We start from the raw sequence: 19,867 nt of genomic DNA on the forward strand, positions 1-19,867 counted from the left end.
TCTTGCTTTCCGGATACTTTGTCAAAGTTCGGATCTTTAACAAAGTTTAAACAGTAAAACAGAAAAAATTCTTAATGAAAAAGAGAAATAAGAAAAATATTATTCTTGAAAATATAGAACTCTTAAATGCAGGTGCAAAAGGGGTTGCCATAGGCAGAACCGAAGAAGGAAAAACAGTAATGGTTACAGGTGCGATCCCTGGAGATATTGTAAATGTAAAAGTAAAAAAAGCAAAATCCAGATATTATGAAGGAGAAGCGGTAGATTTACTTCAAAAGTCTCCCTACAGAACAGATCCCAAATGTATTCATTTCGGAGTTTGCGGAGGATGCAAATGGCAGAATATGAGCTATGAAAAACAGCTGGATTTCAAACAGGAAGAAGTATATAATAATATCAAAAGAATCGGAGGTATAGAACACTTTGAAACAATGCCGATCTTAGGCTCAGAAGAGCAATATTATTACAGAAATAAAATGGAATTTTCCTTTTCAAATGCTCGATGGCTTACGCAATATGAGATAAGTTCGGAAGAAAATTTCGGGAACAGAGATGCACTTGGCTTTCACATTCCCGGTATGTGGAGTAAAATCCTTGACCTTAAAGAGTGTTTCCTTCAGGAAGAGCCTTCCAATACGATCAGACTGGCTGTAAAAGAATATGCAGTAAAGAACGGTCTTGATTTTTTTGACGTTAAAAATCACGAAGGTTTTTTAAGAACTTTAATGATGAGACAAAACTCAAAAGGAGAATGGATGGTCCTTTTTCAGTTGTACAGGGAAGAAAAAGAAACCAGGGAGAAACTTTTCCAGTTTATGCTTGAAACATTTCCTCAGATTAAAACCCTGGTGTATGCCATCAATCCGAAAGCTAATGACTCTATCTACGATCTGGATATCAACATTTATTTCGGTGAAGGATATTTAATGGAAGAAATGGACGGTCTGAAATTCAAAATCGGTCCGAAGTCTTTCTTTCAGACCAATTATAAGCAAGCCCTGGAACTTTACAGAAAAACACTGGAATTTGCGGATTTAAAGGGAGATGAAGTAGTCTATGATCTATATACAGGAACCGGTACCATTGCCCAGTATGTTGCAAGAAAAGCAAAACAGGTTATTGGGATAGAATCTGTTCAGGAAGCAATTGATGCCGCCATAGAGCACGCACAACTCAACGGGCTTACCAATACAACATTTTATTGTGGTGATATGAAGGACATTTTTAACGATGAATTTCTTGAAACTCACCCCAAAGCAGATGTCCTGATCACTGATCCTCCAAGAGACGGGATGCATCAGAAGGTGGTAGAGCAGATTCTGAAACTTTCACCGGAAAAAGTAGTTTACGTAAGCTGTAACTCCGCAACACAAGCCCGTGACCTGGCTTTAATGAAAGAACATTATGACGTAGTGAAAATTTTACCGGTGGACATGTTCCCGCAGACCCACCATGTTGAAAATATTGCATTGCTGATTAAGAAATAATTTATTTAAATTTGAAAAAGATCACTATTCATATGAAATCTTTTAAAGTTCTATTTGCTCTATGTTTAATCAGTATGCTTTTTTCCTGCGGAGCTGACGATGATATCTGTGAAAGCGGAGAGGGAACTCCAAGAATGAAGGTCTCTTTCCTGAACGCAGAAACCGGTAAAGAAAAAAGCGTAGACTCTCTGTATGTTGCTGTTGATTACGGATCCGGAAAAGTTCAGCTGGGAGGGCAGGCTAAAATTACTTCGAGGATCATTCCTTTACGTGTAGACGATTCTCCGTATACCGATCTTTATTTCAGAACAACCAATCTGGGAACGGAATCAAGAGTTAGAGTGAATTATACTACAAAGGCTGTCTACGTTTCTCCGGGATGCGGAATCAAAAAAACATATGAAAATTTAAATTCGGTACTAACTACATCGGCAACAGCTCCTGTAAAAACGATCCAGGCCGGACAAAACTTTATTGAAAATGAAGACAAGACCAATCTTTACCTTCTTTTTTAGTGTAATAAGTATTCTGTGTTTTGCTCAGAATACCCAGGAAACAAAAAAAGAAAAATGGAAGTACGAACCCAATTTTATGGTGGGTGGCGATGTGTTAAACGCCGGAGTTTCTTTTTTTTCGGATCGAAAGCTCTATCAGGGCTTTATTTCCTCTAAGATAAAAAATAATCTTCATGCCACTGTAGATGCCGGATTCGAATCCAATATTTACCAGAAAAATAACTACGATGTGAAAGCAAACGGTCCCTTTCTGAAACTAGGAGCTTTCTATATGCTTGCAAAGGATCCGGAGAATGAGTTTAATGGTTTCTATGCCGGAGGAAAAATAGGAGGATCGTTTTATACCCAGGAATATATGGCGGTTCCTGTTCGCGGCTATGGTGGCAGCAATTCCTCTGTTTCTTTTCCATCTTCGTCACAATCTTCTTATTGGCTGGAAGGAACAATCGGAGGCAGGGTACAGTTATTTGAATCCAGTTTTTTCATCGATGTAAACCTTCAGCCGAGATATCTCGTAGCCACTACCAAACAGGACGATATACAACCAATGATTGTCCCGGGATTCGGAAAAAGCTCTTCCAAGTTCAATATGGGTTTTGCATGGAATATCGCTTATAAGTTTTAAAAATGTCTTTAAAATATTAATATAATCCTTCCTCAATGGGGAGGATTTTTTCATAGGTGTTAATGTAAAAATATTAATTTGTATATAATTATTAATTTAATAATGTTTTTTATTTTTTGTTGAATAATAGGAAATGTTTTTTTATTTATAAAATGTTTTTATTCTTAAAAATGTTAATTAATAATATTTTATTTATAAATAATATTAATAACTTTTTGTTTATTAACATTAAAACATTGCTGATAGTGCGTTTTTATTAGGTGAAAACACACAAATAATATATATTTGCAATTGATAAAATTATCCTTTTATGAAAAAACTTATTACTACTTTATTTTGTAGTTTGGTAGGAGGTACAATGTTTGCGCAATGGACTCCGGCTAATTATGAAGGAAGGTCAGAGAAATCTTCTAATGTGAGAAGTTACTATAAGCTGGATCTTAATAAAATAAGAACTCAGCTTAAAGATGCTCAGGAGACAGGTAAAAATGCAAGACCTGTAGAAATTTCTTTGCCGACAATGGATGGTAAAATAGAGAAATTTGCAGTTTATAGTCAGCCGGTTGTCGTAAAAGAACTGGCAGACCAATATCAACTGGGTTCTTATGTAGGAATCGGTATCGATGATCCTTCTAAGTATTTGAGATTCTCTGTAGCTCCTAATGATTTTCAGTCAATGATCATCAAAGATGGTGTTTATGAATTCATAGAGCCTCAGAACGCAGACAAAACGATCTATGGAGTACACCCTAAAACAGATAAATCAAAAAAAGGGGCATTTGTTTGTAGTACAGGCGAGGGCCCTTTAGCGAAACAGCAGATCAGCGAACTTTATTCAAAAGGGAAAACTTTCTACAAGAATCCGACAAATTTTGCAAAAAGTACAGATCAGAAATATAGAACCATGAGACTGGCAATGTCTGTTACCGGTGAGTATACGCAATTCTTTGGAGGAACGGTAGCAGGAGCTCTTGCAGCTATTAATGCTACAATGACGAGGGTGAATGGTGTTTTTGAAAAGGATTTTGCCTTACACCTGATCGTTCAAAGTTTCCCTGGAGTAATTTATACAAATCCTTCTACAGATCCTTATTCTCCAGCTTCTGCAGGTGCTGCAGGTGCTTGGAATCTTGAACTTCAAGGCGTATTGACTAATAACGTGGGTGATGTCAATTATGATATAGGGCATTTATTCGGTGCTTCCGGAGGTGGAGGTAATGCAGGATGTATAGGTTGTGTTTGTACAGATCCAACCGCTGCTGAACCGGAAGGCAAGGGCTCAGGATATACATCACCAGCTGATGCTATTCCTCAGGGAGATACATTTGATATCGATTATGTAGCTCATGAGATGGGACATCAATTAGGTGCAAACCATACTTTCTCACATAATATCGAAGGAAGCGGTGTGAATATGGAGCCGGGTTCAGGATCGACTATCATGGGATATGCCGGTATTGTTCCTGGAGCAAATGTTCAAAATCACTCAGATCCATACTTTCATGTGGCAAGCATTTTACAAGTATCTAATAATTTAGCAACTACAACATGTGATATTGAAACGAATATTACCAATAATCCTCCCATAATTGGTGCTCTTAATAATTATACAATACCGAAAGGAACTGCATTTGTATTAACCGGAACTGCGACAGATCCTGAGAATGATCCAATGACGTACACTTGGGAGCAGTTTGACAGTGCAAATACTCCAGTAACGAGTGTTACGGGTAATAATGCAACGGGGGCTTTATTCAGATCTATCGCGCCAACGTCTACTGGAAATACAAGATATTTTCCTAATTTTTCATCAGTATTGGAAGGAAATTTAACGATTCCTTTACTTTGGGAAACAGTGTCAAATGTTCCAAGGACAACAAACTTTGTATTGACGGTAAGAGACAATAATCCTGTTTCTACATCGCAGCAAACACAAAGCGATATTGTAACGGTAACCGTATCCAACGATGGTCCTTTTAAAATTAACTCAACACAGGTTTATCACAATGTACCGGGTGCCTTAATTTGGGAAGTTGCCGGAACAAATGGGGCTCCTTATAATGTCTCCAATGTAAAAATTGATTATACAACTGATAACGGTGCTACATGGACTGTACTTTCAGCTTCAACACCAAACGACGGTTCTGAAAATTATACTTTCCCATCAACATTAAACGGACAAAATATTAAAATAAGAATTTCTTCTATTGGAAATATTTTCTACACGATTAAGCAGGTAATGGTAACAGCTGTAGCACAGTGTACTTCAGCCGCAGTAACAAACCTTATGGCAAGTAGTATTACGGCCTCTTCTGCAAATATAAGCTGGACAGCTGCTTTAGGAGGTACTTATGTGGTTAGATACAAAAAAGTTACAGAGTCGATTTGGCAGCAAATTAACGTATCAGGAGGTTCGGTTGTTCTTTCAGGATTAGAATCTGCAACAAAATATGATCTACAGGTACTAACAATATGCTCAGGAATTACTGGAGCTTACAGTCAAAATACTCCATTCGTAACAGCTGCTTCACCAGCTTATTGTACTGCCTTTTCCTCAGACTCTTCTGATGAATATATCTCTAATGTATCTTTAGCAAATATCAATAATAACAGTGGTGCTTCAGTATACACAGATTACGGAGTAGATGGAACGAAAACAATTAACCTTGTAAGCGGATCTACCGGAAATACTGTTTCGGTTACCAAAGCATGGACAGGAACCCCATATTCAGAAGGGGTTAGAGTATGGATTGATTTCAACAGAAATGGTGCATTTGAAACATCCGAAATGGTGCTAAATTCAACACCAAATACAGCTCCCACTGTGACAGGTACATTTAATGTACCTACTTCTGCTGTTCAGAATAAAATGCTTAAAATGAGAGTAGCACTAAGATATAATGCTTCGCCAACTGCATGCGGATCATATGCTTACGGTGAAGTAGAAGATTATAATGTGTTAGTTACACCAACAGTTTTAGCAACTAATGATGTGACTGGACCTGACAATGGCATTCAGATCTATCCTAACCCGGTATCAGATATTTTAAATGTTACTAAAGTTTCTGATAAGGCGTCTTATAAAATTTACAGCGCTGCCGGCCAATTGGTGAGACAAGGAAATATCAACGACGGAAAAATCAATGTTTCCGAATTGGTTAAAGGCGGGTATGTTATCACTATTGAAGAAAAAGGAAAAGATTTACTCAATTCTAAATTCATCAAAAAATAATAAGATAATTTAAATGATTAATTACAATCCTCAGGGCAACCTGAGGATTTTTTTTATGCTACAAAGGGCTTAAGCAAAGTTTTTTAATAAATATAATATTATAGAATATGCATAGAAACAGGGGGATCAGGACTTTTTTATTCTAATACATGGGAAGAATGTTGTGAAATTTGTATGAAAAAATTGTATGTATTTTCATATTAATAATAAAAAATGATTAGATTTGTTTGATTAATATAATATTGAGAAAGTTATGAAGAAAAATTTTACTTCTTTCTTTTTCCTCTTTTTGTTTGCGATTACCAGTGCACAATGGAGTCCCACGACATTCAGGGGAGAAAAAACAAGAGCAGGCTCGGATATTAAGAGCTATTACACTCTGGACATTTCTTTACTAAAGTCTCAATTGGCAAAAGCGCAGGAAACGGGCAAAAATGCAAAGCCTGTAACGATTTCTTTGCCAACTTTAGAAGGAAAAATTGAAAAATTTGCCGTTTACAGCTTCCCCGTGGTAGTAAAAGAGCTGGCAGACCAGTATCAGCTGGGATCTTATGTAGGTGTCGGGATTGATGATCCCGGAAAATACCTGAGATTCAGCTTAGCGCCGGATGATTTTCAGTCGATGATTATCAAAAACGGTGTGTACGAATTTATAGAGCCCGCCGACAAGGGCAAAACGGTTTATGGTGTGCACCCAAAAACTGATAAAAGCAATGAAGGCTTTTTGTGCTCTATGAATGAAGATCGATTGACAAAAATGGAAGTCGACAAGCTTTACAAAGCAGGAAAAACATTCAACAACCAAACCACCGATTTCGCCAAGTCTTCTGACAAAAAATACAGAACAATGCGTCTTGCAATGTCTGTAACAGGTGAATACACCCAATATTTCGGAGGTACAGTAGCTAATGCACTTGTTGCAATAAATGCTTCTTTAACCAGAGTTAATGGTGTATTTGAAAAAGATTTTGCTTTACACCTTAATCTGCAAAACTATCCAGGTGTAATTTATACAAATCCTGCTACGGATCCTTATTCTCCTGCCGCAACTGGAGCAGCTGGAGCATGGAATCTGGAGTTGCAGCAAACCCTTACTGCTAATGTTGGAAATTCCAATTATGACATCGGACATTTATTCGGAGCTTCCGGAGGTGGAGGTAATGCAGGATGTATCGGATGTGTTTGTATAGATCCTACTTCAGCAGTACCAAGAGGTAAAGGTTCAGGATATACTTCTCCTGCTGATGGCATTCCTCAGGGAGACAATTTTGATATCGATTATGTTGCTCACGAAATGGGGCACCAGTTGGGGGCAAACCATACATTCTCCCATGGCCTGGAAACTGCAAATGTAAACGTAGAACCTGGTTCAGGATCTACTATTATGGGATATGCGGGAATTACAGGACCCAATACTGACGTTCAGGCACATTCTGACCCTTATTTCCATGCGGTAAGTATTACTCAGGTTCAGAATAATCTTACGAATAAAACATGTGACATTGAAACGGCAATTGCCAATAATCCGCCGGTAATTAATCCTTTACCAACCTATAATATCCCTAAAGGTACTGCATTCGTATTAACGGCCTCTGCAACAGACGCCGAAAACGATCCTATGACGTATTGTTGGGAACAGGTAGATAATGCTAATGTTACCATTAATAAAAATAATCTTGGGACAACTACCAGTGGAGCGGCGTTTAGGTCATTCAATCCCACAACGAGTCCTACGAGATATTTCCCTAAATTATCATCAGTATTAGCTGGGGTTTTAAATAATACCAATAATGGTTGGGAATCTGTTTCTACTGTTGCAAGAACTACAAATTTCAGAGTAACAGTAAGGGATAATAATCCTGTTCCTACTCAGCAGCAGACACAGTTTGCCAATCAACAGATTATTGTAGGAAATGACGGCCCATTTAAGGTTACTAGTACTACTGCTTATAACAATGCACCAACTGCTATTATGTGGGATGTTGTTAATACTACAGCAGCACCGTACAACGTAGCCAATGTAAAAATTGATTATACAACCGATAACGGAGTTACCTGGACAGTAGCATCTGCTTCTACCGCTAATGACGGTAATGAGTCTTTAACGCTTACAGGCCTTACTGTTGGAGGTAATGTGAAAATCAGAGTAAGTTCTATAGGAAATGTGTTCTATGCAATCGGAAGTGCTACGGTAACGAGTTTGGCAAGCTGTACAGGTGCGGCTCCTGCCGGCATTGCAGTATCTGCTATTACGCAAACCACCGCTACCGTAACATGGACAGCAGCAGCCAATGCAACGTATGTGATTCAATACCGTCCGGTAGGAAGTACGACATGGGCAACGGTTACCTCCAATGGGAACTCTGCGAACCTTACAGGTTTAAGTGACGGAGTTCAATATGAAGTACAGATTGCTACAGTATGTAACGGCGTTCAGGGCGCTTTCTCTGCCTCAACAAACTTTACGACTTTAGGTCTTAACTACTGTACGATGACGTCAAACAACTTTAATGACGAATATATCTCTAATGTTACAGTAACACCAAATGGGGCGGCAGTAATGAGTAATAACTCTGGAGGATCTACCTATACAGATTATACAGCCACACCAAGTGCTCTTGTGAATCTTGTTATAGGATCTGCAAACAACACGGTGTCTGTTACCAAATTCTGGACAGGTTTTACATTCAATGAAGCGGTAGGTGTTTGGATTGATTTCAACAGAAACGGTGTTTTTGAAACTTCCGAGCAGGTAATGAATTCTCCTGCTAATACGACAACTCCGGTTTCAGCGACCTTCACAGTCCCTGCAAATGCCTATAACGGTCCAGCCACCACAAGAATGAGAGTGGTAATGCAGTTTAATACTTCTCCTACAATGTGTACGAGCTTCAATTTTGGAGAGGTGGAAGATTATGCTGTAAAATTAATTCAGCCTATTCCTTGTACAAGTAATGCACCGTTGAACCTTACGGTTACCAATCTTACGGCGACTTCCGCTTATGTAATGTGGGATCCGGCAGTGGGAGCAACTTATGTATTACAGTACAGACCAGTTGGTTCTACAACATGGACTACCGTTCCTTTAACAGCGAACGCATATACAATCACTGGATTAACAGAGCAGACTTCTTATGAAGTTCAGGTTGCTTATGTATGTTCCGGCACTACGGGCACATTTACAGCTCCGTATCAGTTTACAACACCACAGGTAACTTATTGTACTATTACTTCAAATAACAATACCAATGGTTATATTTCTAATGTAACAGTTACTCCTACAAACTCATATGTGATGAGCAATGATTCAGGAGCAAATACTTATACAAACTATTCTGCAGATCCTGCTAAATTAGTTACATTAGTTCGTAATTCGACAAACAACAGTATCTCCGTTTCCAAATCCTGGTTAACGACCACGACTTCTTCATTAGCCGTCGGAGCATGGATCGATTTCAACAGAAATGGAATTTTTGAAACAACGGAAAGAGTAATCAGTACTACAGCGAATACAACCACTCCTATAAATGCTACATTTACTGTTCCGGGAACTTCGTATAACGGACCGCTGACCCTTAGAATGAGAGTTATCTTTTCTACAACGGCTATTACAGATCCTTGTGCAACGGTAGCTAATGGTGAAATCGAAGATTATGCTGTTAGGATCATTGATCTGGCACCTTGTACAACAGCAGCACCATCTCCGATTGTTGTTTCTAACATTACTGCGTCGACAGCCTTAGTTTCTTGGATTAATTCTACAGGCGCTACATATTCCTTAAGATATAGAACGGGTACCGGTGCATGGACAACTATTGCTCCAACCACAAACCCTTACACTATTATAAACCTTAATGGCTCTACTACTTATGAGGTACAGGTAGCTACTACATGTGGAGGCACTACAGGACCATGGTCTACTTCAGTGAACTTTACAACACCTGCTATATCATATTGTAATTCTGGTACAGCAACGGTTACCGATGGGTTTATTAATAATATTACGGTAACAGGTACGGCTACTCCAACAATGTCTAACAATTCAGGAGCGAGCACTTATACTGACTATTCTAATGATCTTACTAAAGTTATTACCTTAGCCAGAAACTCTACCAATAATGTACTTTCTGTAGGAAGAACGATATTGTCAAGTACCTATTCTACTAATGCCTGGATAGATTTTAACGGAGACGGAATATTCAATAATAATCCAACGACGGTTCCGGGAGGTGAAAGAATTATGAACCTTGGATATTCTTCAACAACACCGGTAACAGCAACATTCCCTGTTCCGGCAGGAGCATATGCAGGAACAAACGTAGTGAAAATGCGTGTTATTGTATATTTCCTTATACCAACAAATGCGTGTTCACCTCTTCCAAGTAATGGGGAGGTTGAGGATTATCGAGTGAGATTCGTAGATATTCAGCCATGTACAACGGCAGCTCCTACGGGAATTACTGTGTCAAACCTTTCGGCTACTACAGCTACTGTCTCCTGGATTTCATCTACAGGTGCTACTTATCTTGTAAGATGGAGAACAACAAACCCGGTAGGAGCATGGAATGTTTCTCCTTTACCAATCAACGGAAATAGCTTTAATATCACAGGTCTTACCGAGCAGACAGCTTATGAAGTACAGGTTGCTACGATTTGTGGTGGAACTCAAGGACCTTGGTCTCCTTCTACACCATTTACGACGCCACCGATTAGCTATTGTAATATGACGGGTACAGGCACAACTGATTTTATTTCTAATGTGACGGTAACTTCAGTGAATCCGGGTATTCCTCCAATGAGTAATACATCCGTTCAGACAAATTACATTAGTTATACAACTCCGGCTACTTTAATTAATCTTGAAATTGGATCTACCGGAAATCAGATTTCAGTATCCAAAGGAGCAACTCAAAATGATGCTGTATCTGCCTGGATTGATTTCAACAGAAACGGAGTCTTTGAAACTTCTGAACAAATCATGGCTTCTCCAGCGAGTACTACAAGTCCTGTAACAGCATTGTTTAACGTACCTGCAAACGCATATAGTGGAAATCTTACCACCACAATGAGAGTTGTGCTCAGACGAACAACTGCTCCTGTAATGTGTCAGAATGCAGTAAATGGAGAAGTTGAAGATTACGCAGTGAGATTGAGACCGTGTGCAACAACGGCTCCTACCAATATAACGTTTAACACAATTACGCATACATCTGCTAATGTTACCTGGACAGTACCTACCGGAGGTCTTACCTTTATTGTGAGATACAGAGTTGCCGGGACAGGTACATGGACACAGGTTGTAGCCTCTACATTAACGGCGAATCCTCCATTAGCACTTACAGGACTAACTCCTGCAACAACCTATGAAGTACAGATTGCGGCAAGCTGTGGGACAACGCCGGGAACATTTACGCCTGTTCAGACATTTACAACGAGATGTGATCCTACACCGCCGAATGTAACTATCGGTACAGTAACAGCAACCACTGCGGTAGTAAGCTGGTCTCCGATCGTAGCGAGTGCAACCTATGTATTAAGATACAGAATCACAGGAACAGGTACATGGACTACTGTAAATATTACAACAGCGCCGTTAAATACATATACGCTTACTGGTTTAACCCCGTATACGACATATGAGGTACAGGTTGCTAATAAATGTAATGGTGAGACAACAGTAAACACTTGGTCTAATCCTAAAGTATTTACCACTGAAAGAACGTGTGAATTACCACCTCCGGGATTAACGATTACCAACCTTACTCCTACAACAGCAGCTGTCGTATGGGATCCTTTCCCTGGAGCTACCTATATCCTGAGATATAGAAAAGTTGGTATTCCAAGCTGGACAACAGTGACTTCAAATACGAACAACATTACACTGACAGGTTTACTGGAATTAACACAATACGAAATGCAGGTTGCCAATGTATGTAGCGGAACACCTGGAACATATACGCTTCCGTATTTCTTCACAACTCCTACGATTGTGTACTGTCAGATGTCAGCGGCATCATCTACCGCGGCATATGTTTCGAAAGTTAAGGTTACTCCAAATGGTAAACCTGTGATGGAAAACCCATCAGGAGCTTCCAACTATACAGACTATACAGGTGTTCCTGCTAAGTTTATTGAATTGATTCAGGGTTCTTCAAACAACCAGATTACAATTGATAAAAAACTTTCCGGAAATACTGAAGCAGGAATAGCAGTTTGGATCGACTTCAACAGAAACGGTTATTTCGATATCAACGAAAGAGTAATGGCAGTAGCACCGAATACCGATCCTACCGTGAGTACAACATTTACAGTACCGGCAGATGCTTTCATCAGCTTAACGGACTATAAATATGTTGTAATGAGAGTGGCGTTGGCAAAAGATGCTATTCCGGTGAACTGTACCAATATCCCTAACGGAGAGGTAGAAGATTATACCGTAAGAATTTCTAAACTTCCTGTTCCTAACCCGATCAACCAGACGGATATATTAATTTATCCTAACCCGGTTAGCTCAGTATTGTATGTGAAAAATATCAGCAAAAAAGCGAATTATAAGATCTACAATGCAGCAGGACAGTTGGTATCAAGTGGAATTATTCTGAATAACAAAATCGATGTACATACCCTCATTAATGGTGTTTACTTAATCGATATTCAGGATGGAAATGAGATTACCGCTCAGAAGAAATTCATCAAAGAATAAATCATTTAATTATTAATCACTTCACAGGCTCTCAGTAATGGGGGCCTGTTTTTCTTTTGAAATTGATGATTGTTTTAAAGTAAGTAATTTATTCAGGCTTATTTATTTCATTAAATAATTGGAAAAAGCCAGCTTTAAATCAAACAAAATAATGTCTGCGTAGATAAATGTTAAGTTATAATTATTGACTTATCTCATCATAAAATAAAAGCCCGCTGAAATAGTCAGCGGGCTTTTATTTATTCAATGTCAAAAATGACCTTTTCAGTACGTTCTTTTAAATCTTCAAGATTGGTATTGTTGTAAATAATACAGTCTGCCAATTTGATTTTATCTTTTTCAGGCATTTGCTTTTCCATAATGGCCTGTACTTCTCTGTATGTTTTGCTGTCCCTGTCCATTACCCTTTTGATCCTGATATTATCTTCTGCAGTTACCAATACAGATTTATAACATTCTCTGTTGAGTTTTAGCTCAAATAATAAAGCGGTTTCTTTAAAAATTAAATACTTTGTCTGCTTTTTTACCCAATCGTCAAAATCAAGACGTACCACCGGGTGGATGATCTGATTTAGTTGTTCCAGCAGATCTGTGTTGTTGAAAACTTTATCAGCTACAAATTTTCTGTTATAAAGGCCATTTTCATCATATGCCTCTTCACCCAGAAGCTCTTTAATCTTTGATTTCAGTGCTTCATTTTCATTGACGATATCTTTTGCCCTCTCATCAGAATAATACACCGGGAATCCAAATTCCTCAATAAATTTTGCGACGGTAGTTTTTCCCGAGCCTATTCCCCCGGTAAGGCCGATAATTTTGGGTGAAGATAATGGTTCCGGCTCAGCCTTCTGAGTTTCTGAATGTAGTTCTTCCATAATTTATATTAATATCCGAAAACATCATTAAAACTAAATGTCTCATCAAGCCTCACTCCTTTTTCTGTCATTTTAAGACTTGCCAGTTCATTGTGGGCATCATGTTCAAAGAACAACAAATATTCGTTATCCACACACTGTTTTAAGAATTTTCCTTTCTCTTCAAGCGTGAGAAGAGGTCTTGTATCATATCCCATGACATAAACCTGGTTAATATGTCCTGCAGTAGGAATAAGATCCGCTGCAAAAACAATGGTTTTTTCCTGATACTGAATTACAGGAAGCATTTGTTTTTCTGTATGGCCGTCTACAAAGATGACATCCATTTTAAGATCCGGGGCAAAACCGTAGTTCCCGGTGGTAGGAAGAGGTAAGAAATTAAGCTGGCCGCTTTCCTGGATCGGAATGATATTTTCCTTTAAAAAACTCGCTTTCTCTCTGGCGTTGGGTTCTGTTGCCCATTGCCAGTGATTTTCATTGGTCCAGAACTGTGCATTTTTGAAAGCCGGTCGGTATCCGGTTCTGTCATCGTTCCACTCGATAGCGCCACCACAGTGGTCAAAGTGAAGATGCGTGAGAAATACATCCGTAATATCTTCTCTTACAAAACCGTATTTTTTTAAGTTTTTGTCTAAATTATCATCTCCCCAAAGCGAATAGTGGCTGAAGAATTTATCGTCCTGCTTATTACCCAGTCCGCAGTCGATCAGGATGAGCTTTTTGCCGTCCTCTACAAGCAGGGAACGGGTTCCCAGCTCAATCAGGTTTCTTTCGTCTGCAGGATTGGTTTTTTCCCACAGACTCTTCGGGACGACCCCGAACATGGCGCCGCCATCCAGTTTAAATTTTCCGCACTGTATTGGATATAGTTTCATATTAAGATTTATAATGTTTGTTTATTTCTGAAAAATAAGATTTTCACCCCAACCTAAAAAATAATTTAAGTAATTTTTTGTTGACGCATAAATAGGTCATAACCCGTGTACTTAAAAAAGTTCGCCCGGATTTTTTGGTCTGGAAATATTTAAATGTTTGTATGCTTTATCGGTTACTTCACGTCCCCTTGGCGTTCTGATAATAAATCCTTCCTGGATTAAAAAAGGCTCATAAACCTCTTCCAAGGTTTCCGGATTTTCCCCGATGGATGTTGCCAGTGCAGAAATACCTACAGGTTTTCCTTTAAAATTTTCAATCATGACGCGCATAATCTTGTTATCCATCTCATCGAGTCCGAACTCATCTACATTCAAAGAATCAAGAGCATATTTCGTAATGTTGATTTCAATCTCTCCGTTTCCTTTGATTTCTGCAAAATCACGTACCCTTCTCAAAAGTGCGTTGGCAATTCTTGGAGTTCCGCGGCTTCTGCGGGCAATTTCGATAGCAGCATCTTCATAAATCTTTACGCCTAAAACCCTGGAACTTCTCTGGATAATCATCGATAAAAGCTCGATGGTATAATATTCCAGCCTGCTTTGGATCCCGAATCTTGCCAGCATCGGTTTGGTAAGCATTCCGCTTCTTGTGGTGGCACCTACCAACGTAAAAGGATTTAAGCCAATCTGAACACTTCTCGCATTCGGACCCGTTTCGAGCATAATGTCGATTTTATAATCTTCCATTGCGGAATATAAATATTCTTCTACAACCGGAGAAAGCCTGTGAATTTCATCAATAAAAAGAACATCATTTTCTTCAAGATTGGTCAGCAATCCGGCAAGACTTCCCGGCTTGTCCAGAACGGGTCCTGAAGTAATTTTGCAGTTTACGCCAAGTTCATTGGCGATAATATTTGCTAATGTTGTTTTACCAAGTCCCGGCGGACCATGAAGCAAGACATGATCCAGTGCTCCGCCACGTTTTTTGGCAGCGGTTACAAAAACTTCGAGATTTTCAAGCGTTTTTCTTTGCCCTGCAAAATCTTTAAAACTCTGCGGGCGTATCTGTTCTTCCTGTGCAAGCTCTTCACGGGAATAATTATCTTTATCCGGGTGTAAAAAATCGGGCATTAATTCAATTTCATTTATTGTAAAGATAGGAAAATTGAGATTAAGAATAAAGGGTAAGTTAAGATTAAGGTTACAACATGAGGCATATGGAACGATCATGTATCAGATTGATTTATTTTAAGTATTTTTGAAAGAGAAATAAAACTGAAAAATCAAAGTTCGCTCCGATGTTTAATTTGTTTAGATCCGACGGAATAATAAGTATTCGCACAATTTATGATGGTGAAATCTTTAGGTTCGACAATAGTCAAAGCATCTTAAACTTTGCAAAGTTTTTAACATCAACTTTATAATAAATGAAACTAATTGGACCCTTTAAGCAAGTCGTAACTCTTGCCAATCTTCCTTTACGAGGAAAACTATCCGATGAGCAGCTGGAAATTATTGAAGCTGGCGGAATTATAGTCAGTCAAAATAAAATCCAGAAGATTGGAAATTTTGAAGCTTTACAATCCGAATATCCGAATATAGAAATTGAAAGAATAGAAGGGGAGCAAATTGTATTGCCGGCTTTTACGGATTCCCATACCCATATCTGTTTTGGGGGGAATCGTGCCAATGATTTTGCAATGCGTAACGCAGGCAAGACATATCTCGAAATTGCTGAAAGCGGAGGAGGGATCTGGAGTTCCGTTCAGCATACCAGAAAGGCATCTGAAGAAGAATTGCTAATAACTCTTCTGGAGAGAATTGATTTTTTAATAGCTCTCGGAATTACCACCATCGAAATAAAAAGCGGATATGGTCTTGATGTTGAAAACGAATTGAAAATGCTGCGAATCATTAAAAAAGCGCAGCAGAAAACAAAAGCGACACTTGTTCCTACCTGTCTTTCCGCGCACTTGAAACCAAGAGATTTTGAAGGAAGCAATCAGGATTATCTGCAATATATTTTAACAGAAATTTTGCCTAAAGTAAAAGAAGAGAATCTGGCGAAACGTGTTGATATTTTTATTGAGAAATCAGCATTTCAGCCGGATGAAAGTAAAGTGTTTTTACTAAAAACTAAAGATTTAGGTTTTGAAATAACGGTTCATGCAGACCAATTTACACCGGGAAGTTCCAGGATTGCCGTAGAGGTTGGTGCAAAATCTGCAGATCATCTGGAAGCAACTGTTGATGAAGATATTGAATTTTTAGCACAATCGGAAACGGTTGCAACTGCTTTACCGGGCGCAAGTCTGGGATTGGGAGAAAAGTTTACTCCTGCGAGAAAATTATTGGATGCAGGAGCTATCTTGGCTATCGCCAGCGACTGGAATCCGGGTTCGGCACCGATGGGCAACCTTATTACTCAGGCATCAATTTTAGCAACTTTTGAAAAGCTGACAACCGCTGAAGTTTTGGCAGGAATTACCTTTCGTTCGGCTTTTGCACTCGGACTGGAAGACAGGGGAAAACTGGAAAGCGGTTTAAAAGCAGACTTTGTTACGTTTAAAACCAATAATTTCCAGAATATTTTATATAATCAGGGGAGTTTAAAAGCGGATAATGTTTATGTTGATGGAATGAAAATTAAATAATTTATTATAATAAAGAATATGTTTAGGTGTTCTCAGAAGGAGATGACAATCTTGCATTTTTGCTCTGCGCGTATTGTCATGCTGAAAGCATCCAGACACAATCATAATACAGATGATAAAAAACAATGTTCGAATTGAATGAAGGAATTTATAAATTTTATGTTTATATCTTAACCAATAAAAGCAGAACAGTTTTATACACAGGAGTTACAGGAAATTTACATCAAAGATTATTTCAGCATGTACATAAAGTTAATCCGAATAGTTTTACTTCAAGGTATAATGCTTGTTTCTTAATTTATTATGAAAGCTTTGGCTGGATACAACAAGCTATTGAAAGAGAAAAAGAAATCAAACTTTTAAAAAGGAATAAAAAACTTGAATTAATAAGAACCACAAATCCTAATTTAGATTTTCTTAATTATCTTTTTGAATAAATGAGCTGAGATGCTTCCAGCATGACAAATACGAACCACACAAATTAATTATTGATAATGAACAATATTTGGCAAGGAAGATTAGACGGAGAAGAGTTGCTTTTCCACAGAATATTTCAGAGGGTTAAGGAAGAATCAAACTACGATCTTATTTCAACGAAGAATTTCGTTTTACACGGATTTGCTGTGGATGAAGGGGTTCGCAGAAATAAAGGAAGAGAAGGTGCAAAAGATGCTCCTGATATTATCAGAAAAAATATGTCAAATTTTCCCGTTATACGTCCTGATTTTGCTTTACTGGATTTCGGAAATGTTACCTGTGATGGAGAAAATCTGGAAGATGCTCAGAACAGCCTTGCAAAGAATGTATCTAAGGTACTGTTGAAGAACGGAAGATCTGTTGTTCTTGGTGGCGGACATGAAGTTACGTATGCTCATTATCTCGGTGTAAAAACCGCTTTTCCCGAACAAAAGATTGGGATTATTAATATTGATGCCCATTTTGACAACCGTGAGCCTGAAAATGAAGTAGGACCAACTTCTGGTACAGGATTCTGGCAGATCGCTCAGGAAGGGCCCATCAATTCTTTACATATCGGAATTCAGAGAAATTCCAATACGCTTAAATTATTTGATACAGCACACCAATACGGAATGAAGTACATATTGGCCGATGAAATCTTTTTTGAAAACCTTCCGTCAATTTATCAGAGAATTAATGATTTGGCAGAGAGTGTCGATTATCTTTATCTTACCATCTGTATGGATGTTTTCAATGCTTCAATAGCTCCCGGAGTTTCTGCTTCGGCATATAACGGGATTTTCGCGGATGCTGCATTTATGCATCTTTACAGGCATATTTTAAAAAGTGAAAAACTCTTGGCATTGGATGTGGCGGAAGTCAATCCGTTATATGATATTCAGGACAGAACCGCAAGGCTCGCAGCAACACTTGTTAACGAATGGTTTATGATTTAACATCAGCCTGATAGAGAGAATCATTATTTTATTGATATACAAGGAATATATTTTGCTCCTTTCATTACGCTTTTAAAGCAATAATAAATTCGTTTTGAATTTAAAACAGAGATTATTTTATGGAACAATTAATTGAAAATAAACTTATCAGAGCAGATAAGACATTTTCAGAATGGAAGAAAATTCCATTCGATCACCGGCAGAAACTCATTGCCAAGGCAGCTGAAATTTTAAAATCACGATCAGAAGAATTTGGGGCCATTATAACTTCGGAAATGAACAAGCCGATTTCACAGTCCATTGCAGAGATTGAGAAGTGTACTTTAATGATGAATTATTACGCAGATGCCGAAAACATTTTACAGCCTGAAAAAATACAGTCAGAATATTCTTACTCCGAAATACACTACGTTCCGAAAGGAGTAATTTTGGGAGTTATGCCATGGAATTTTCCTTTCTGGCAGGTTCTGAGATTTGCTATTCCGGCTATTCTTGCAGGTAATACCGTTGTCCTGAAACATGCATCAATCTGTTTCGGCAGCGGGAATGCTATTGAAAAGGTGCTTCTTGAAGCAGGTTTTCCTGAAGGGGTTTTCCAAAATCTTGAGATTGGGCACAAAGATGTAAAGGAAGTTCTTGAACACAAATCGATTTCCGGTGTGAGTCTTACGGGAAGTGAAAAAGCAGGAGCTGAGGTTGCTTCCATTGCCGGGCAGCATATTAAAAAATCCCTACTGGAATTAGGCGGCAGCGATGCATTCATTGTTTTGGATGATGCTGATCTGGATGAAGCGGCTAAAGTAGGAGCATTGGCGAGACTTCAGAATTGCGGGCAGACATGTGTGGCAGCAAAAAGATTTATTATTGACGAAAAAATTGAGGATGTTTTTCTTCCGAAGTTCATTGAAGAATATCAGAAATACATTCCTGCTGATCCCATGGATAAAGAAACGAAAATTGCCGGAATGGCAAGACCTGATCTTGCAGATGATTTAGAGAAACAGTTCCATAAAGCATTGGAAAACGGTGCTGAAATTATTCTTCCGCTGGAAAGAATTTCGGATAACGAATTCAAACCCGGTCTGATTCGTGTGCAGCGAGGAAATCCGATTCTGCAGGAAGAGCTATTCGGGCCACTGGGAATGGTAATGACTGCCAAAAATGATGATGGAGCATTACAGTTGGCCAATGATATTCCTTTCGGGCTTTCAAATTCTATATGGACAAAAGATAAGGACCGGCAATTATTTTTTATTGAAAATTTAGAATCGGGAACGGTAAATATCAACAGAATGACAAGTTCTGATCCTCGTTTTCCTTTTGGCGGTACTAAGTCTTCCGGATATGGAACCGAGCTTTCTTTATTGGCTTTAAAGGAATTTGTAAATGCAAAAACGATTTTAGGTCAGTAATAAAACTAATTTTAAATTGGATTTTATTAGTTTTGAAGAAAAGTGATAACTATGAAAAAACTTAGTATTCT

Annotated in this window: 12 protein-coding genes; 9 read left to right on the top strand and 3 right to left on the bottom strand. The window is 38.4% G+C overall.

Annotation, left to right across the window (positions count from 1 at the left end; genetic code table 11):
• The first annotated feature begins 74 nt into the window (after positions 1-74).
• The 5 genes from rlmD (at position 75) to ACYT6F_RS07980 (ending at position 12,562) form a co-directional block, all read left to right on the top strand.
• Complete coding sequence (gene rlmD, locus ACYT6F_RS07960; RefSeq protein WP_472600682.1) at positions 75-1,487, top strand: 23S rRNA (uracil(1939)-C(5))-methyltransferase RlmD; 1,413 nt, start codon at positions 75-77, stop codon at positions 1,485-1,487.
• A gap of 32 nt (positions 1,488-1,519) precedes the next feature.
• Positions 1,520-2,002 (top strand): DUF6452 family protein, encoded by a 483-nt coding sequence (locus tag ACYT6F_RS07965; protein WP_472600683.1) that lies wholly within the window; start codon positions 1,520-1,522, stop codon positions 2,000-2,002.
• Positions 1,968-2,627, top strand: a complete 660-nt coding sequence (locus ACYT6F_RS07970; RefSeq protein ID WP_472600684.1) for a DUF6048 family protein — start codon at positions 1,968-1,970, stop codon at positions 2,625-2,627. The genes ACYT6F_RS07965 and ACYT6F_RS07970 overlap by 35 nt, the downstream gene beginning before the upstream one ends.
• A 310-nt stretch (positions 2,628-2,937) precedes the next feature.
• Complete coding sequence (locus ACYT6F_RS07975) at positions 2,938-5,859, top strand: reprolysin-like metallopeptidase (protein ID WP_472600685.1); 2,922 nt, start codon at positions 2,938-2,940, stop codon at positions 5,857-5,859.
• A gap of 253 nt (positions 5,860-6,112) precedes the next feature.
• Entirely contained in the window at positions 6,113-12,562 is a 6,450-nt protein-coding gene (locus ACYT6F_RS07980) for a GEVED domain-containing protein (protein WP_472600686.1), read from the top strand.
• Positions 12,563-12,801: 239 nt separating this feature from the next.
• Here ACYT6F_RS07980 and coaE read toward each other — a convergent pair whose 3' ends face one another.
• From coaE to ruvB, 3 genes are all read right to left on the bottom strand, one after another.
• Positions 12,802-13,437, bottom strand: coding sequence for a dephospho-CoA kinase (gene coaE / locus ACYT6F_RS07985; RefSeq protein WP_472600687.1), 636 nt, complete (start codon positions 13,435-13,437; stop codon positions 12,802-12,804).
• Positions 13,438-13,445: 8 nt separating this feature from the next.
• Positions 13,446-14,312, bottom strand: a complete 867-nt coding sequence (locus tag ACYT6F_RS07990; RefSeq protein ID WP_472600688.1) for an MBL fold metallo-hydrolase — start codon at positions 14,310-14,312, stop codon at positions 13,446-13,448.
• A gap of 111 nt (positions 14,313-14,423) precedes the next feature.
• Positions 14,424-15,446, bottom strand: coding sequence for a Holliday junction branch migration DNA helicase RuvB (gene ruvB, locus ACYT6F_RS07995; protein ID WP_472600689.1), 1,023 nt, complete (start codon positions 15,444-15,446; stop codon positions 14,424-14,426).
• Between the two features lie 296 nt (positions 15,447-15,742).
• Between ruvB and hutI the strand changes: the two genes are divergently transcribed.
• From hutI to ACYT6F_RS08015, 4 genes are all read left to right on the top strand, one after another.
• Entirely contained in the window at positions 15,743-16,969 is a 1,227-nt protein-coding gene (hutI, locus tag ACYT6F_RS08000) for an imidazolonepropionase (protein ID WP_472600690.1), read from the top strand.
• A gap of 125 nt (positions 16,970-17,094) precedes the next feature.
• Positions 17,095-17,406, top strand: coding sequence for a GIY-YIG nuclease family protein (locus ACYT6F_RS08005; RefSeq protein WP_283422791.1), 312 nt, complete (start codon positions 17,095-17,097; stop codon positions 17,404-17,406).
• Between the two features lie 57 nt (positions 17,407-17,463).
• Positions 17,464-18,384, top strand: coding sequence for a formimidoylglutamase (gene hutG / locus ACYT6F_RS08010; RefSeq protein ID WP_472600691.1), 921 nt, complete (start codon positions 17,464-17,466; stop codon positions 18,382-18,384).
• Between the two features lie 119 nt (positions 18,385-18,503).
• Positions 18,504-19,796 (top strand): NAD-dependent succinate-semialdehyde dehydrogenase, encoded by a 1,293-nt coding sequence (locus ACYT6F_RS08015; protein ID WP_472600692.1) that lies wholly within the window; start codon positions 18,504-18,506, stop codon positions 19,794-19,796.
• Positions 19,797-19,867: the final 71 nt, after the last annotated feature.

The organism is Chryseobacterium sp. NG-CE01 (genome assembly GCF_055695505.1).